At 56.2% G+C, this 15,722-nt stretch carries 15 protein-coding genes and 1 pseudogene; 13 read left to right on the top strand and 3 right to left on the bottom strand.

The window, feature by feature from the left end; genetic code table 11:
- Positions 1 to 242: 242 nt before the first annotated feature.
- The 7 genes and pseudogenes from P0O24_RS05240 to P0O24_RS05265 all read left to right on the top strand — a co-directional run bounded on the left by P0O24_RS05240 (position 243) and on the right by P0O24_RS05265 (position 6,644).
- A complete protein-coding gene (locus P0O24_RS05240; protein WP_316968687.1) occupies positions 243 to 686 on the top strand; it encodes an FKBP-type peptidyl-prolyl cis-trans isomerase in 444 nt (147 codons plus the stop codon).
- Positions 687 to 817: 131 nt separating this feature from the next.
- Positions 818 to 1,249, top strand: a complete 432-nt coding sequence (locus P0O24_RS05245) for an FKBP-type peptidyl-prolyl cis-trans isomerase (RefSeq protein ID WP_316968688.1) — start codon at positions 818 to 820, stop codon at positions 1,247 to 1,249.
- A 46-nt stretch (positions 1,250 to 1,295) separates the two neighbouring features.
- On the top strand, positions 1,296 to 1,490 hold the full coding sequence (locus P0O24_RS05250; RefSeq protein ID WP_316968689.1) for a YwbE family protein: 195 nt from the start codon (positions 1,296 to 1,298) through the stop codon (positions 1,488 to 1,490).
- Positions 1,491 to 1,612: 122 nt separating this feature from the next.
- On the top strand, positions 1,613 to 3,361 hold the full coding sequence (locus P0O24_RS05255) for an AAA family ATPase (RefSeq protein ID WP_316968690.1): 1,749 nt from the start codon (positions 1,613 to 1,615) through the stop codon (positions 3,359 to 3,361).
- Positions 3,362 to 3,979: pseudogene (locus tag P0O24_RS12520) on the top strand (tetratricopeptide repeat protein); the annotation flags it as partial. It lies immediately after the preceding gene.
- Positions 3,980 to 4,282: 303 nt separating this feature from the next.
- Entirely contained in the window at positions 4,283 to 5,338 is a 1,056-nt protein-coding gene (locus P0O24_RS05260; protein WP_316968691.1) for an McrB family protein, read from the top strand.
- A gap of 130 nt (positions 5,339 to 5,468) precedes the next feature.
- Positions 5,469 to 6,644 carry an McrC family protein gene (locus P0O24_RS05265; RefSeq protein WP_316968692.1) on the top strand — a complete coding sequence of 392 codons (1,176 nt, stop codon included), beginning with the start codon at positions 5,469 to 5,471 and terminating at the stop codon, positions 6,642 to 6,644.
- Positions 6,645 to 6,806: 162 nt separating this feature from the next.
- Here P0O24_RS05265 and P0O24_RS05270 read toward each other — a convergent pair whose 3' ends face one another.
- A complete protein-coding gene (locus P0O24_RS05270) occupies positions 6,807 to 7,301 on the bottom strand; it encodes an acylphosphatase (protein ID WP_316968693.1) in 495 nt (164 codons plus the stop codon).
- A gap of 50 nt (positions 7,302 to 7,351) precedes the next feature.
- On the opposite strand from P0O24_RS05270, the gene P0O24_RS05275 reads away from it, so the two are divergent.
- From P0O24_RS05275 to P0O24_RS05285, 3 genes are all read left to right on the top strand, one after another.
- Positions 7,352 to 7,909 (top strand): hypothetical protein, encoded by a 558-nt coding sequence (locus P0O24_RS05275; protein WP_316968694.1) that lies wholly within the window; start codon positions 7,352 to 7,354, stop codon positions 7,907 to 7,909.
- Between the two features lie 71 nt (positions 7,910 to 7,980).
- Positions 7,981 to 8,340, top strand: coding sequence for a hypothetical protein (locus P0O24_RS05280; protein ID WP_316968695.1), 360 nt, complete (start codon positions 7,981 to 7,983; stop codon positions 8,338 to 8,340).
- A 1,026-nt stretch (positions 8,341 to 9,366) separates the two neighbouring features.
- Positions 9,367 to 10,722, top strand: coding sequence for a DEAD/DEAH box helicase (locus P0O24_RS05285; RefSeq protein WP_316968696.1), 1,356 nt, complete (start codon positions 9,367 to 9,369; stop codon positions 10,720 to 10,722).
- A 180-nt stretch (positions 10,723 to 10,902) separates the two neighbouring features.
- Here the strand turns inward: P0O24_RS05285 and P0O24_RS05290 are convergent, their stop codons facing one another.
- Entirely contained in the window at positions 10,903 to 11,094 is a 192-nt protein-coding gene (locus tag P0O24_RS05290) for a hypothetical protein (protein ID WP_316968697.1), read from the bottom strand.
- 385 nt (positions 11,095 to 11,479) lie between these two features.
- On the opposite strand from P0O24_RS05290, the gene P0O24_RS05295 reads away from it, so the two are divergent.
- Positions 11,480 to 12,919 (top strand): hypothetical protein, encoded by a 1,440-nt coding sequence (locus P0O24_RS05295; protein WP_316968698.1) that lies wholly within the window; start codon positions 11,480 to 11,482, stop codon positions 12,917 to 12,919.
- Positions 12,920 to 13,019: 100 nt separating this feature from the next.
- On the opposite strand, the gene P0O24_RS05300 is transcribed toward P0O24_RS05295, so the two are convergent.
- Positions 13,020 to 13,892 (bottom strand): hypothetical protein, encoded by an 873-nt coding sequence (locus tag P0O24_RS05300; protein WP_316968699.1) that lies wholly within the window; start codon positions 13,890 to 13,892, stop codon positions 13,020 to 13,022.
- Positions 13,893 to 14,058: 166 nt separating this feature from the next.
- Here P0O24_RS05300 and P0O24_RS05305 point away from each other — a divergent pair, with 166 nt between their 5' ends.
- A complete protein-coding gene (locus P0O24_RS05305) occupies positions 14,059 to 14,964 on the top strand; it encodes a dihydroorotate dehydrogenase (protein WP_316968700.1) in 906 nt (301 codons plus the stop codon).
- Positions 14,961 to 15,719, top strand: a complete 759-nt coding sequence (locus P0O24_RS05310; protein WP_316968701.1) for a dihydroorotate dehydrogenase electron transfer subunit — start codon at positions 14,961 to 14,963, stop codon at positions 15,717 to 15,719. Before P0O24_RS05305 ends, P0O24_RS05310 begins: the two co-directional genes overlap by 4 nt.
- The last annotated feature ends 3 nt before the right edge of the window (positions 15,720 to 15,722 follow it).

The following is a 15,722-nucleotide window of genomic DNA, read 5'->3' on the forward strand; positions in this document are numbered from 1 at the left end:
TTCCGCCTCCATCCCCTTCTCCGCGGCCTTCTCTCCTTCTTATCACGCTATCCCTTTGCGCACTATCCCTTTGCCCACCCGATCCCCCTCCAGCCTCCTACACGCTCCGGAGATCCCCCACCGAACGGGGGATCGGGGGGATTTTCCCCCTTATGAAAAGAGATTCGGGGAGAATTTTCAACATAAACCGTCATCTACATATCGTCTGGGCGACAGAACCCCAAATGCAAGGAGATTTCGAAATGGAAAGTGCAAAAGCCGACGACGTTGTTAAAGTTCATTATACGGGGATGCTCGAAGACGGGACGGTCTTCGACAGCTCCATGGAGAGGGACCCCCTGGAGTTCACCCTGGGAAAGAATATGGTGATCCCGGGGTTTGAGGCGGCGGCTTTGGGGATGGCTCCCGGCGAGAAGAAGACCGTCAACGTCCCCGCCGAGGAGGCGTACGGCCCCCGCCACGAGGAGATGGTGATGGAGGTCTCCCGGTCGAGCATGCCCCCGGAGATCGAGCCGGAGGTGGGCCAGATCCTCCAGATAGGGCAATCCCAGGATCAGATGCTCCAGGTGGTGGTGGCCGAGGTCTCAGAGGAGTCGGTCATCCTCGACGCCAACCATCCCCTGGCGGGCATGACCCTCGTCTTCGAGATCGAGATGGTGGAGATCGTCGGAGCCGGGTCCGCCTGATCCGCCCCGCCCGATCCGCCCGTCTCCCCCGGTCCGTTACGAGATCGATCTAGCGATCGATCTAGCGATGGTTCCGCGGTTGGTTCCGCGATCAATTTCTTTAAATCGGATGGATGATGGAGAGTCGTAAGATGAAGCAGGCTAAAGAGGGGGACACCGTGAGCCTCCACTACAAGGGGAGCTTCGAGGACGGAACGGTCTTCGACAGCTCCGAGACCCACGGGGCGCTGAGGTTCACCATCGGCAAAGGGACGGTCATACCGGGCTTCGATGAGGCGGTTTTGGGGATGAAGCCGGGGGAGGCGAAGACCGTCACCATAGCCCCGGAGAAGGGGTACGGCCCTCGAAACGAAGAGCTTCTGATGAAGATCGACAAAAAGGAGCTTCCCCCGGACCTCGCCCCGGTGATCGGCCAGAGGATCGAGTTCTCCAAGGGCGAGCAGAGGCTCCAGCTGACGGTGGCCGAGATCTCGGAGGAGGCGGTCACCTTCGACGCCAACCACCCCCTGGCGGGAAAGACCCTCGTCTTCGAGCTCCTCCTCCTGGAGATCGAGGAAGAGTGAGAAGAGCCTTGGCCAGGGGTTGCGGCCGATACGATGTTGGAGGGGCATGGACGGCAAGAATAGAAAGGATATAAAGCCGGGGCTGAAGGTGGAGGTCGTCCTCAAGCGCGACCAGAGGACGGGCAAGCTGACGGAAGGGGTGGTGAAGGAGATCCTGACTAACTCCTCCTTCCACCCCCACGGCATAAAGGTCCGGCTCGCCGACGGCCAGGTGGGTCGGGTGGCGAGGATCGTGGGGTAGAGCAGATAGAAGAAGGGAGTCTTCAGCAGTGAAATCTGAAGTCGAGGGGATACATATTTCTTCGAGCAGGTTACTGATAGCTGAATACTAATAAAATACTCTAAGACATTTATGGTGCTAAAATGATACTCGACGAGAAAATCCATCGAAAGATACTTGAAGCCTACGAATGGATGAACAAAGAGAAAAAATTATCTTCCGGAGTTCAATCGAATACGAGCGATGATCTTGTTTATTTGATGAGAGAAAATCTTGGTTATTTGCGTTTTCATTTGATAAAAATGCTGCAAAATCCACCACAGGAAAATAAGTTGGATGCCTATTTTCGTCAATACGAAGCCATCGCTCAAGAACTGGGGATCTCTCGTCATTCACTTATGTCCTTGTTGGAAAAGATTAATGGACTGCCACATCGCTATTGGTCCATAGCTACCACTCGTGGCCTCGATTGGAGGGGTGAACGCGCCTGGGATTTCATGAGAGATGGATTCTATGTATCAATCGGATGGACAGAGCTTGGTGACCTTTCTGACATAACTCCCGACAAAGCCGGTAAAGAAAAAATTCGTGAAATATTAAGGAATATGGGATACGACTCAACCAATTCAAGAGTCAATCCTCCATTTAAATTCACTACTGAAATCAAGAAAGGCGACCTGGTAGTTGTATCAAGATTATCGGTTCTTGGTTTTGGACGTGTGGTTGGAGATTACTATTACGAAAAAAATGATGCTGACCCTTGGCCCCACCGTATTCCTGTAGAATGGATTTCGTTTGAAAAATGGACTCTTCCAAGAGGAAGATTGCAAACTGCGCTATACGAGATTAAAGACCCGATAAACCTAATTGAAATTGAGAGACGAAGAAATAGTGTACACGTAAAAATACCACCACCAATTCAAAGCAGATTTATTATTCGTGTTCGATATATCTTAGAACGAAGAGGCCAAGTAATAATATATGGCCCACCTGGCACCGGAAAGACTTACTGGGCAGAGAAGGCTGCGTTTGAACTTGCCGCTAGATCAAATTTTCTGATGGAATTTGACCAGCTTGTGGATTATCAGAAATCCTTCTTAACTGGAGACGGTGAGAGCTTCGGCGCTGTGAGAACATGCTGCTTTCATCCCGCCTACGGCTATGAGGACTTCATCGAGGGGTACAGACCTGAGCAGGCCGAGGGCCAGATGATATTCTCCCTCCGAGACGGCGTCTTCAAGAGGCTCTGCAAAGACGCTTTGGAGAACCCGCAGACGAGCTTCTACCTAATAATCGATGAGATCAACAGGGGAGACATCCCGCGAATCTTCGGCGAGCTGATGACGATAATCGAGAAGGACAAGCGCGGAAAGTCCATCACCCTCCCGATCAGCGGCGAGCAGTTTAAAGTCCCGAGCAATGTCTACATCATCGGGACGATGAACACCGCCGATCGGTCCATAGCTCTTCTTGACGCAGCCCTCAGGCGGCGGTTTGGCTTCATCGAGCTGATGCCCGATCCGTCAGTTTTGGGCGGAGCGACCATTGAGGGCATCCACCTTGGAAGGTGGCTTGAAGCCCTAAACCAGAAGATCTGCAAAAACGTGGCGAGGGACGCCCGAAATCTCCAGATCGGCCACTCATACCTCCTCAGGGACAACGGTACGCCCATAGCCAACCTTTCTGAGTTCGCCAAAGCATTACACGAGGAGATGATACCTCTTCTGGAAGAGTACTGCTATGAAGATTTTAGAACACTTGAAAAGATTCTTGGGTCAGGCATAGTGGACGCCAATTATCAGAAGATTCGAAACGAGCTTTTCAAGCGCACAAGCCAAGAAGAACTTCTTAAAGCACTCGCTCTGATCTCAATAGAAACATTAGAAAAGTAGGTGGAAGAGTTGGCGGAAAAAACACAATTATCAAATAGCAAAGATACCGAATCTTTGCTAAAAAAGGATAATCTACTCGAGGAAAGAGAGGAATATAAAAAACAGTTAGAATATTATAGCAGATTGTTAGAGTTCGATTCAGAAAATTCTGATGCGTGGAACGCCAGGGGAGAGGTATTATACGAATTGGAGAGAATAGACGATGCTGTTAAATGCTATATTAAAGCCATTGATATTAATCCAAACAATAATATCTTCAAATTTAATTTATTTCATAGCCAAGCCATTTTGCTCTACAATAATGGAAAATATGAAGAAGCTATTAAATGTTACGAAAAGTCTATTCAGATAAACCCAAAATACGAATACGGTTGGTATGCTAAAGGAGAAATATTGCTTCTACATCTTGGCAAATTTGAAGAAGCATTGAATTGCTTTAATACAGCCATCGAGATAAATCCAAAATTTTCTGATGCATGGTACTTAATAGGATTCTCATTGTCATACCTTGGACAATATCATGATGCTGTTGAATCTTTCGACAAAGCTATTAGTTTAGACTCGAAAAATTCGGATTATTGGATTGGAAAGGGAGATGCTCTTTATAAACTTAATAGAAAAGAAGAAGCAAACAAGTGTTATAATCAAGCATCTAAATTGGGCTCTGATTTGCAGCAAAACGGGGTCAATAAAAGTGAATCCCTCTTCGACTTAGAATTGCATGACGAATCTCTAGAATGTTATTCAGATTTTTGGAAGAAAGAAGGCCGTTCGGTGCAAACGCCGAGCCAGATAAACGATGCTGAGAAGATCGAAGTCGAAAAGACCGTAAGAACCTTTGCCCAAGACTTGACGGCTGACATCAAATCCCAGAGCTGGAAGAGGACAATTTTAACTGAAGGCGAATCAGAGCCCGCTCCTTTGCCCGAAATCATCCAAGACATTCAATCGGTCCTCGAACGCAAGGGCCAGGTTATCCTTTACGGCCCGCCGGGGACGGGTAAGACCTACTGGGCCGAGAGGGCGGCCCGAGAGATGGCGTCCCTCGACCGATATGGAAAGTCCTTAGATCAGCTTTCAGAGGAGCAGAGGAGCGCCCTGATCGACGGCGGCGACGACTCCGGCCCCGTTAGGATCTGCTGCTTCCATCCCGCCTACGGATATGAGGACTTCCTCGAAGGCTACCGGCCGGAGGAGACGGACGGCAAGATGAGCTTCGCCCTCCGGGACGGGATCTTCAAGAAGCTCTGCAAAGAAGCCCTCGCAAATCCCGACGTTAGGTTCTACCTGATCATCGACGAGATCAACCGGGGCGACATCCCCCGGATATTCGGCGAGCTGATGACCATCCTCGAAAAGAACAAGCGGGGAAAGCCGATAATCCTCCCCGTCTCCGGTGAGCAGATGCGGGTCCCGGAGAACGTCCGGGTCATCGGGACTATGAACACCGCCGATCGGTCCATAGCCCTCCTCGACACCGCCCTCCGGCGCCGCTTCGGCTTCATCGAGATGATGCCGGACGCTTCGGTCCTGGGCGAATCCGTCGTCGGCGGGGTTCACCTCGGCGAATGGCTCGGTGCCCTCAACCGGCGCATCTGCGATGGCGTCGGCCGGGACGCCCGAAACCGCCAGATCGGCCACTCGTACCTGATGGAGGCCGGAAAACCGATATCGAACCTCTCGAGCTTCTCTCGGGTGGTCCAGGATGAGATCATTCCCCTCCTGGAGGAGTACTGCTATGAGGATTACTCGACCCTGGAGAAGATCCTGGGCGGAGAGGTCGTCGATGTCCAGAGACAGATGATCAGAGATGAGATCTTCGGCGGCTCTCTTGATGGCGAGTTCGTCCAAGCCATGTCGAAGATCTCAAAGGACAGATCTTCATTTTGCCCTTCGATGACGGCCGGATCTGAAGCGTCAGAGGACAGCGTGAGCGATTCGGATGACGCCCCAGAAGAGGAGCGAACCGATGGCTGAAGATCCGATCTCAGTTGATCTTTCAGAGTGGGAGAGCCGGGGTCCGCAGTCAGACAGATGCCTGGAGGGCGTTTTTCTCAGGGATGATCCCTCGGTCCAGAAAATGGCCCAGTACCTATCGGAAAAAGGGATGCTTGAGATATCTGAGCTTCGAAAGGGCCTTTTGATCAAATCAAACTCCTACGTCGGAAGGGTTGATCTCGGCAACGTTCGTATCACCATCCGCCCGAAGATCGAGGACGCCCCCTTCCTCCAGCTCCTCAGGTACGCCTACGGGCTTCGAGACCTCCGTCTCTTCGGCAAGACGGTATACCCCCCAGAACCCAGGGCCTTCCAGGATCTTTTAATCCACCAGCTGGTGGCCGAGGCCAGCGAGCTGATCTCGCGGGGTCTTCACCGAAGGTACGTCCGCCTCGACGAGACGCTTCAAAGCCCCCGGGGCAGGATCGACATCAAGAGGATAGCGAGAAATGGCGGGATCGCTCAAGCTGCTCTCCCCTGCACCCACTACCCCAGGCTCGAAGACTGCCTCATAAACCAGGTCCTCCTCGAAGGTCTCCGCCTAGGCGCGAAGCTCACCGAAAACGTTATTCTGCGGTCCAACCTCCGCCGCCTGGAGGGGCTGATCCGGGACGGGATCAGCCCGATCCGGCTGGATCAGGAGACGATTGGAAGGCTCCGCCGCCAGATGACGAGGCAGACGGCGGCCTACCGGCCGTCGATCTCCATCATCGAGATCCTCGTCGCCGCCCAGGGCCTCTCCCTGGATGACGCCAAGAGCGATCTTGCGCTCCCCGGCTTCCTCTTCGACATGAACCGCTTCTTCCAGGCGCTCCTATCCCGGTTTCTTCGGGAGAACCTGCCGGGCTACACCATCGTGGACGAGCGCCGCCTCCGGGGGATGATCTCCTACGTCCCCGGAAAAAACCCGAAGAATAGGCCTGCTCCGAACCCTCGGCCCGATTACGTCATTCAGAGGGGGCCGGAGGTAGTCTCGATCCTCGACGCCAAATATAGAGACCTCTGGGCGAACTCCCTCCCCCGGGAGTGGCTTTATCAGCTCGCCGTCTATGCCTTGAGCCGGGGCGCGAATGGGAGGTCGGCGATCCTCTATCCGACGACCTCTCCTGAGGCGGAGGAGGCCTGGATAGAGGTGAGGGATCCCGTCGCCGGCGGCGGGAGGGCCCGGGTGGTCCTCCGCCCGGTGGATTTATATAAACTGAACGATTTAATCTCCGGCGGCGGTGGCGGTCGGGAGCGGGGTGCGTACGCCCGGCGGTTCGCGTTCGGGGATTCTAGGAGATGAAATCTCGTTCACGCCTTCCTTCTTCGTTTTTGGCAGCGCTCATCATGGGGATCGAGGACGAGATGCAAGGTTGAGGTCGGGGCTTAGACGCGAAAGCCTTCGTGTTCCAAGAATAGATAAAACAGATCCGCCAGGAGGGCTGGCTCATTTCGCTTTGCTTCATCAGAGGCCGATCTTCGCCTTTATCTCGGCGATGTCCCTTTCCATCCTTTCCATCCTCTCGGCGTGGATGGTGCCCAGGTCCTCCCTCAATCCGCGCACCTGGTCGACGGTTTCATCCTGCTTTTCGAGCATTCTATCCATCTTCTCGTCGATCCTCGCCATCCTTCCGTCCATGCTGACGAGGATGGGGATCGCTTTATTCATCTGCTCGACGGTGTTCAAGATCGTCGCCTCCTGGAGGGTCATCACCCTTCCCTTGAAATCCTCAATTCTGACCTCGGACACCTGGGCGTGCTCCGGACGACGGGTGGATATAAACTCCTTGAAATTTGATATCGTGGTTTCGTCGGCCTCGGCGAGGACAACCACCGTATCATCTGACACGTTCAGGGCTGTAAACCTCTCAATCCCCTGAGCTACGGCCTCGTGCATCAGGAATACCCGGTAACCTACCCCCTGTACCATTGGACCTGTAATCACGGCCTTTATCTTCATTTGCGATCACCATATCACCATTTTACAGTGCACCAATATTATTTGATTATTTGGTTACAGACCACCAAGGCAGAATCAACATAAAGGGGATATCAAGAGACGGCGGAGTCGCCCAGGCCGCCATCCCCCGCACCCACCATCCCAGCCTCGAAGACTGCATCATAAACCAGGTCCTCCTCGAAGGGCTCCGCCTCGGCGCAAGGCTCACGTACGATCTAATTCTCGGGTCCAACCTCCGCCGTCTCGCGGCGCTGATGCAGGATGGAATCTCTCCGGTGAGGCTGGATCAGGAGACGATCGGACGGCTCCACCGCCAGATGACGAGGCAGACAGCGGCCTACCGGTCGTCGATATCGATCATCGAGATCCTCGTCGCCGCCCAGGGCCTCTCCCTGGATGACGGCAAGAGCGATATTCTGCTACCCGGCTTCCTCTTGGACATGAACCGGTTCTTCCAGGCGCTCCTGTCCGGGTTTCTCCGGGAGAACATCCCCGGCTACACCGTCGTGGACGAGCACCGCCTCAGCGGCATGATCTCCTACGTAACGGGGAAGAACCCGAGAGGAACCGGCGGGCTCCAGACCCCCGCCCGGACTCCGCGATCCTGAGGGGGCCGGAGGTCGTCTCCATCCTCGACGCCAAATATAGAGACCTTTGGAGAAGATCCCTCCCCCGGGAGATGCTACGCCAGCTCGCCGTCTACGCCCTCGTCGGAGGGCGGGGCGCGGGGGGAAGGGCTGCGATCCTCTATCCGACGACCGCCCCCGGGGCGGAGGAGGCGGAGATCGAGGTGAGGGATCCGGTCGGCGGCGGGGGGGGGAGGGGGCTGGTGGTCCTCCGCCCGGTGGATTTATATAAACTGAACGATTTAATCTCCGGCGGCCGGGCCTACCGGGACCGGGCGGAGTACGCCCGGCGGCTCGCGTTCGGGGATGAGATCCCCTCTCTGGGGGAGAACCTCAGAAACGGCGATCCGGGAGAGTCCAACGATAGATCACACATTCCGCACCTTAACTTCCTAAATCAAGTATTTTGCTAGCTAGCGATTACTCTAATATAATTATAAATATAGCTATTCAAATACATTAATCTCACATTCCGCACCTTGAGTTCTGAAATTGGTATTTTTGCTGCTATCGATTTTTGATGTTAAATTCAATTAGTTTAATTTTTATCGAATACCCCGCAGCTCTGCTGCGGGGATGAGCATATAACCGAAAAACAATTGCTGTGGTCTCACATTCAAAGATAATTTTATGTAACAGAATTGTTAAACATGATGGGGGGGCGACCTATAAATCAAGATACAAAGGCGGCGGCGCGAATCATGCCCCGCAGCTTGCTGCGGGGTGCGCCGCCGCCAGTTTGACTTAAAAAGTTATTTTAATTTGTATAAGTTTACATTATGATGATTACTCCCCGCTATGTGACATGATGAGATGCCCCCTCAATAGGGTCGCGTACCCAGATTACTGAATAGCGCTAACGGGTGACGTAATGGCTGTTTGGCGGAAAATACGTCCCTTGAATTCGATTCGAGTGGCGATTTTCAGTAGATCGAGTACGCGACCCTCAATAGGAGTTTGCAGTAAACAGACATACTATTAATGTATTTGAATATATATATATATATATATATTTATAATTATATTAGAGGAATCGCTAGCTAGCAAAATACTTGATTCAGGAAGTTAAGGTGCGGAATGTGGGATAGAACGAGGCCCGACTCCTCAGCGGCGGCGAGGAGACAGTTAGGAGGGAGGTGGCGGAGAGGAGGCGGAGGGCTATCGTTGCGGTCTGATTTTCCAGGTCGGCTCTGCATTCCTCCTTTCAATACCATGGCTTTAAATAGAGGAGACGAGTTCTAGGTCCGGCGCGATCACATCTCAAAGTCGACAGTGATCCCAAGCGCAAGAGTTACACAATTGGATGTTCAAAGCTCGTATGCTATCTTTAACACCGTCAAAATAAGGGTCATTAATCAGATCTGAGCTAATTGATGACGACTATTCTGGCCCAAATTCATATGACAGCGTCCGACTGCGTAACCCCAAAGAGGCATAAAATGCAGTTTGAAAATCTAAATATTTCGGAACCGCTCCAGCGGGCGCTGATCAAAGAAGGCTATACGACTCCCACGCCGATCCAGGCGCAGGCCATCCCCCATCTTCTGAAGGGCGAGGACCTTATGGGCATAGCCCAGACGGGCACCGGAAAGACCGCAGCATTCGTTCTGCCCGTCCTGCAGAGGATGGCGGAGACGCAGAAGGTTGCAGCTCCCGGGGTGCCGCGAGCCCTGGTGCTCGCGCCCACCCGGGAGCTGGCGGCCCAGATCGACGCGTCCTTTGGGACGTACGGCCAGTTCCTCCGGTTCAGGCACGCCGCCGTATACGGCGGCGTCAACCAGGGACCTCAGGTCAGGGCCCTATCTCGAGGCGTCGACACCCTCGTCGCCACGCCAGGCCGACTGCTCGACCTGATGGACCAGGGTTACATAAATCTGAAGGACGTCGAGTTCTTCGTCCTCGACGAGGCAGACAGGATGCTGGACATGGGCTTCGCCAACGACGTGCGCAAGATCGTCTCGAAGCTTCCACAGAAGCGTCATTCTCTCTTCTTCGCGGCCACCATGTCACGGCAGATCGGCGAGCTGGCCGGAAGGCTTCTCACGCACCCCGTCCGAATCGAGGTGGCTCCCCAGGCTACGACGGTGGAGAGCGTCGAACAGCGCATGTTTTTCGTGGATCAGAACAACAAGGATGCGCTGCTCCTCGGGCTTCTCCAACAGAAAAACCTGAAGCGTGTCCTGGTCTTCACCCGGACGAAGCGGCGTGCTGATAAGGTCGCATCGGTGCTATCCAAGAACAGGATCCGGTCCGACGCCATCCACGGCAACAAGTCTCAGAACCAGCGGACCCAGGCCCTCAGCGGTTTCAAATCTGGACGGCTGCAGGTTCTGGTGGCGACCGACATAGCCGCTCGCGGGATTGACGTCGAGGATATAACCCACGTCATAAACTACGACCTCCCCAACGAGGCCGAGAGCTACGTTCACCGGGTCGGCAGGACTGGACGAGCGGGGGCATCCGGCACCGCATACTCGTTCTGCTCCGCCGAAGAGAGGGGACACCTCCGGGATATCGAGAAGCTGACGAGGGCTAAGATCGGAGAGATGGAGCACCGGTATCATTCGGAGGACGCAAAGAGAGGGGCAGGCTCCGGTGCGAAGGGCGGGCCCAGGAGGCAGGGGACAGCTCCGAGGGGGCTAGGAAGGACGGTTGTGCAAAAGTCGGGTCCCCGAAAGTCGGATCCTCCAAGGCCGGGTCCCCGAAAGTCGGATGCTCCAAGGCCAGGTCCCCGAAAGTCGGATGCTCCGGGGTCGGGTCCTCGAAGGTCAGGCCGTACTCCGGCCCGCCGGTAGACTCCCGCGGTGATCCGGCACAGGCTTTTTGATCAAAATAGCCGGTCATTGTGCCGCAAGAGAACGTTTTCTTAAGTCGCAAAAAGAGAGAAGGCGGTGGGTTGGTCGGATATGACGCCCAACCTCGTCGGAAGGCCGGGCTTCCCGGCGTCGTCCGTCCCAAAAGCGGCGGCCGGAAAGCTACCTATTTTTCCGTATTATCTTGATGCTCCCCTCGGACTTCGCTGCCATATCCTCTGCAACGTTGACGGAGATGCCCAGATCTGACGGCTCAACCCGGTCCCCGTAATCGAAATGTCGGCCCATGTACTCCATCCCCACCTTCCTCCCGTTCTCCATCTTCCTGAATTCCATGTAAACTTTCTCTACCACTTCCACCACCCCGCTAGCGCCGGGAGCATCTCGGTCTCGTCCAGCCCTCAACCATAAATTGGAGGATCTACCGCCTCAGAAGCCCGGCCGAAGACTCAACGCCATTTGATTTATTATGGTCGCCATACTATTAAATGTTTTTGGAAGATTGCGCCTATCTACATACCCGATGACCCGACTGTACGCGCTTGAAGCCTCCGATGATGGGCGCGATCCGCCCCCCCCCCTCGATATGAAGTTATGCGGTAAGAAGATGTGATAGGAAGATCTCATCATCGACCCTATCTCAGCCTCTCTCCGTCGACTGGATGTGCAGCCTCATCCGGGAAGGATCGAAACGTATTTCTTATAAAACGTGAAGAATACCAACAGAAGGGGGAATTTGATGAGGGCAAAAGAGATCTCATATCTGATATCGCTACTTTTTCTGTTCTCGGCGGTCGCCTCCGCCGGACCGGATGAAGCCAGCGGCACGGTAATCAGCATCATCGACGGCAAGACCTTCGAGGTAAGGATCGAGAAGGCCGATCCCAGGGTCAAAGAGGGCGTAGTGAAGGTCACCCTGGCGGATTTGAAGGTTCTGGAGACGTGGGTGGAAGGATCGGTCGACGAGTCCATCGAAGAGCTGGATAACGCATCCATCGACGAGCCGGTCGACGAGTCCATCGAAGAGCTGGATAACGCATCCATCGATGTCCCGGTCGACGAGTCCATCGAAGAGCTGGATAACGCATCCATCGATGTCCCGGTCGACGAGTCCATCGAAGAGCTGGATAACGCATCCATCGACGAGCCGGTCGACGAGTCCATCGAAGAGCTAGATGACGTATCCATCGACGAGCCGGTCGACGAGTCGATCGCAGAGCTGGATAACGCATCCATCGACGTCCCGGTCGACGAGTCGATCGCAGAGCTGATTAACGTCTCGACCCGCGAAGGTACATCTGCAAAGGACCTGGCGGTGGCCATTCTTCTGAACAAGACCGTCTGGCTGGACATCGACGACGGGTCTGAAGACGGAAGAGACGCCGACGGCAACCTGGAGGTGGTCCTCCGCCTATCCGGCCTCAACGGCGGACCGGTATTATCCCCCACCTTTAACAGGATGCTGGTGGACTACGGAATGGCGGAGGTGGACGACTCTCCCGCCAACGAGTTCGACCCTGCGGACTGGTGGCCTCCTCATGACGAAGGCTCCGGTGAGAACGAGACCATTGTGGCGGAAGAGGAGAAGAAGTCCAGCGGCCTCAACATCGACATAAAACCGACAAAGCCCAACGTCGACGTGAAGATCTCGCCGCTGAACGTCAACATAAACCCCACCAGGCCGAATGTGAACGTCAGCCTCACCGGCCCCAGCATAAACGTCAACCCCACAAAGCCCAGCATAAACGTCAACCCCAATAAACCCGCCGTCGACGTCAAACCCACCGAGGCGGGCGCCCCGGAGAACGAGGATAACGGCAGCTCGATATCCCAGGGTTCTTTGACTGGGGCGGATGAAGGGGCGGGCATGCCGATGATCAACTACAGCGAACCGGTGATTTTGAGGAACCTGACGGTGCCCATCACCCTGGTCAACCCCGCGGGAAATATCACCGTCATCAACTGCACGGGACATGTGACGCTGATCGACCCCGCAGAGCCTGTGAACGTCATAGACTCCACCGAACCCTCCCCGATCTCTAACGGCGATGGGGCTGAGATGATGGAAGCTGCCAGAGCTCCCAGAGGGTCCGAGATCGAGACTGGCGAGAGGGCCGAAACGGACGATCCGGAGACTACGGCCGCCAGCGACCTGCCCGGAGAGGAGACGGCGACGTAATATGCGGATTCAGAATCGGAGACCTAGAGATCCCGCCAGATCTGGAGGGAAGGGGGGTCGGCCCCAGGGCGGAGGATGGATAGGGGCTTCGATGGGGGGTCTAGGGGCCGATCATCTCGGCCTGGCGGATCCTCCCAAAACCCTCACCCGAAGATATAACGGTCCCGTTTCTGTCGAGCTTCGCGTAATGCCAGCCGTCCAGGAAGGTGGCGTTCCCCCGGCCGAACCGCGAAAAGTCTCCGACGATGTAGTTTCGAAGGTCGATCATCTCTGACCAGAGGGTGGTTCGGTTCCCCGATCCATCCCCCAAAAGGTCCAGGGCGAAGGGTCGGTGCTCCGCTGAGACATCCCTGGAGATCTCGATGGACCTCATCCCTTCATCGACCCTCACTTCCTCGCGGCTGCTGTACTCTCCGCTCCCCGTCTCCTGGACCTTCACCACGGCGCCCTCCTCTCCGAGGACCGAGACGACGGAGGAGTTTCGGACAGGCCCATCGGTCCCCTCTCCCCAGGCGGCGACCTCGCACCTGATCTCATAAGGCTCCTTCCTCGTGGAGTACTCCTCAGAGACGCTGACAAACCCCTCTCCAGTGATGGACCTGCTCATGACGAAGCTCCTCTCCGGCCTGGGAACCCTCACCACCAGGGAGAGGGTAGCAAAGCTTCGGGCTCCCACCTCCTCGAACCTGAAGAGGGAGGCGGATGAGGGGGCGGGGGCGATGGAGGCTGCCACCGGCTCCACCTCGGCGTCGAAGGTGACCATCAAAAAGACGTCCTTCATCGGCTTTGAGGTGGGGTTATGGACCGTCACGTTCCAGGTGACCGTCTCGCCGCGGCTCACCTCCGTCGGACTGGGAGCGGAGGAGATATCCAACCCGCCGTCTTTATCCTCCATCCGGCCGCCCCCCGCCGCCCCGTCGCCTGCCGCCGGGATAGATGCAACTAAGCCGGCAAAAAGGAGGATCAGAAGCATTGTGGACAGAAGACCGGACCTCAAGGCTCAACACGTCCACCATCCTCTCTTGAACTAATAGGCGAAAAATCTTTGGGTCCGACGATGTTGCCGTCCTCGCTAGCCATCCCCTGGATCCCTCCTCCTCTCTGAGAAGGCTTTTATCCTCTCTCGACGAATTTCAGCTATGGCATCCCTTTCGGGTTATGTAGGAGCAATCCGGATGGACAGCCCCGTCATGCTGGCGGCGGGGATCCTGGGGACGACGGGAGCTTCCCTCAGGAGGGCGGCGCTTTCGGGCGCCGGGGCGGTAGTCACCAAGTCGGTGGGGGTGGCCGAGAGGGAAGGCCACCGGGGGCCCGTCGTCGTCCAGGTGGAGGGGGGGCTCCTCAACGCCATGGGCCTTCCAAACCCGTCTTACCGCTCCTTCCAGGAGGAGATCGATATCGGCAGAGAGGGCGGTGTTCCGGTGATCGCCAGCATCTTCGGCGCCACCACCTCCGAGTTCGGAGAGGTGGCGACGGGGTTGGACGCCGACGGCTTCGAGCTGAACCTCAGCTGCCCCCACGCCGAAAGGTTCGGCGCCGAGGTCGGTTGTGAGGCCTGCAACGTCGAGGAGATCACCCGGGCGGTGAAGAGGAGCGTCTCCGTCCCCGTCTGGGTGAAGCTCACCCCCAACGTCGCCGAGATCACCGCCCTGGGCCTCGCGGCCCAGCGCGGCGGCGCCGACGGCGTGGTGGCGATAAATACCCTGAAGGCGATGGCCATCGACGTCGAGTCCTGCAGGCCGATCCTGGGAAACCGATTTGGAGGGCTATCAGGACCTGCCATAAAGGCCGTGGCGGTAAAATCCGTCTACGACCTGGCGGGTGCCCTGGATATCCCCGTCATCGGGGTAGGGGGAATATCAAGGTGGGAGGACGCGGCGGAGATGATCATGGCAGGGGCCTGCGGGGTCCAGGTGGGGACGGCCCTGAGGAAGCCTGAAGGGTACGGCATATTCAGGTCCATCTCCGAGGGGCTCGCGATCTACCTCGACCGGAAGGGGATGACCTTGGAGGAGCTGGTCGGCGCCGCCAGGAGGTTTTCATGAGGCCGAAGAACGCAGAGATCGTCGAGATCGTCCCCGAGACCCCCACCGTCCGGACGCTGCGGTTCGACCTCGCCTTCGACGCGGTCCCGGGGCAGTACCTGATGGTCTGGGTTAGGGGGGTCGACGAGGTACCCATGAGCATCTCTTATAAAGACGGGATCACCGTCCAGCTGGTGGGGGAGGCGACGAGGGCGATCTTCGACCTTGAAGTCGGCGACGGCCTGGGGCTCCGGGGACCCCTCGGCAACGGCTTCTCCCTATTAGGCGATAGCATCCTCCTCGTCGGCGGCGGGGTCGGGGCCGCTCCCCTCGCCTTTCTGGGGGAGGCGGCAAAGGAGAGGGGGATCGAGGTCACGACGATCCTGGGGGTTAGGTGTTGCGGCGACCTCATCTTCAGGGAGAGGTTTCGGAGGATCGGCGAGCTGGTCATAACGACGGACGACGGTTCTCTGGGCATCTGCGGCCGGGCCTCGGCGGGGCTATCGTGCCTGAACCTGCAAGAGTTCCACCAGATCTACCTCTGCGGTCCGGAGCCGATGATGGCGGACGTGATCGGCAGATGCCGAGGTATGGAGACGAAGATCCAGGCGTCGATAGACCGGTACTTCAAATGCGGCATGGGGATCTGCGGCTCCTGCTCCATCGATCCTTCAGGGATCAGGCCTTGCGTCGAGGGGCCGGTGATCAGGGCAGACGAGCTGGTGGGGACCGAGTTTGGCAGGTACAAGAGAGGTCCCAGCGGGAGAAAAAAATGATGG

The sequence above is a fragment of the Candidatus Methanocrinis alkalitolerans genome, from assembly GCF_029167205.1.
GTDB classification, from domain to species: Archaea; Halobacteriota; Methanosarcinia; order Methanotrichales; family Methanotrichaceae; genus Methanocrinis; species Methanocrinis alkalitolerans.

Coding starts and splice junctions, on each gene's coding strand:
- P0O24_RS05310 (WP_316968701.1), top strand. CDS start 14,961: ATGAGGCCGAAGAACGCAGAGATCGTCGAGATCGTCCCCGAGACCCCC.
- P0O24_RS05280 (WP_316968695.1), top strand. CDS start 7,981: ATGCTACGCCAGCTCGCCGTCTACGCCCTCGTCGGAGGGCGGGGCGCG.
- P0O24_RS05305 (WP_316968700.1), top strand. CDS start 14,059: ATGGCATCCCTTTCGGGTTATGTAGGAGCAATCCGGATGGACAGCCCC.
- P0O24_RS05265 (WP_316968692.1), top strand. CDS start 5,469: ATGCTTGAGATATCTGAGCTTCGAAAGGGCCTTTTGATCAAATCAAAC.
- P0O24_RS05285 (WP_316968696.1), top strand. CDS start 9,367: ATGCAGTTTGAAAATCTAAATATTTCGGAACCGCTCCAGCGGGCGCTG.
- P0O24_RS05250 (WP_316968689.1), top strand. CDS start 1,296: ATGGACGGCAAGAATAGAAAGGATATAAAGCCGGGGCTGAAGGTGGAG.
- P0O24_RS05300 (WP_316968699.1), bottom strand. CDS start 13,892: ATGCTTCTGATCCTCCTTTTTGCCGGCTTAGTTGCATCTATCCCGGCG.
- P0O24_RS05240 (WP_316968687.1), top strand. CDS start 243: ATGGAAAGTGCAAAAGCCGACGACGTTGTTAAAGTTCATTATACGGGG.
- P0O24_RS05270 (WP_316968693.1), bottom strand. CDS start 7,301: ATGAAGATAAAGGCCGTGATTACAGGTCCAATGGTACAGGGGGTAGGT.
- P0O24_RS05245 (WP_316968688.1), top strand. CDS start 818: ATGAAGCAGGCTAAAGAGGGGGACACCGTGAGCCTCCACTACAAGGGG.
- P0O24_RS05295 (WP_316968698.1), top strand. CDS start 11,480: ATGAGGGCAAAAGAGATCTCATATCTGATATCGCTACTTTTTCTGTTC.
- P0O24_RS05255 (WP_316968690.1), top strand. CDS start 1,613: ATGATACTCGACGAGAAAATCCATCGAAAGATACTTGAAGCCTACGAA.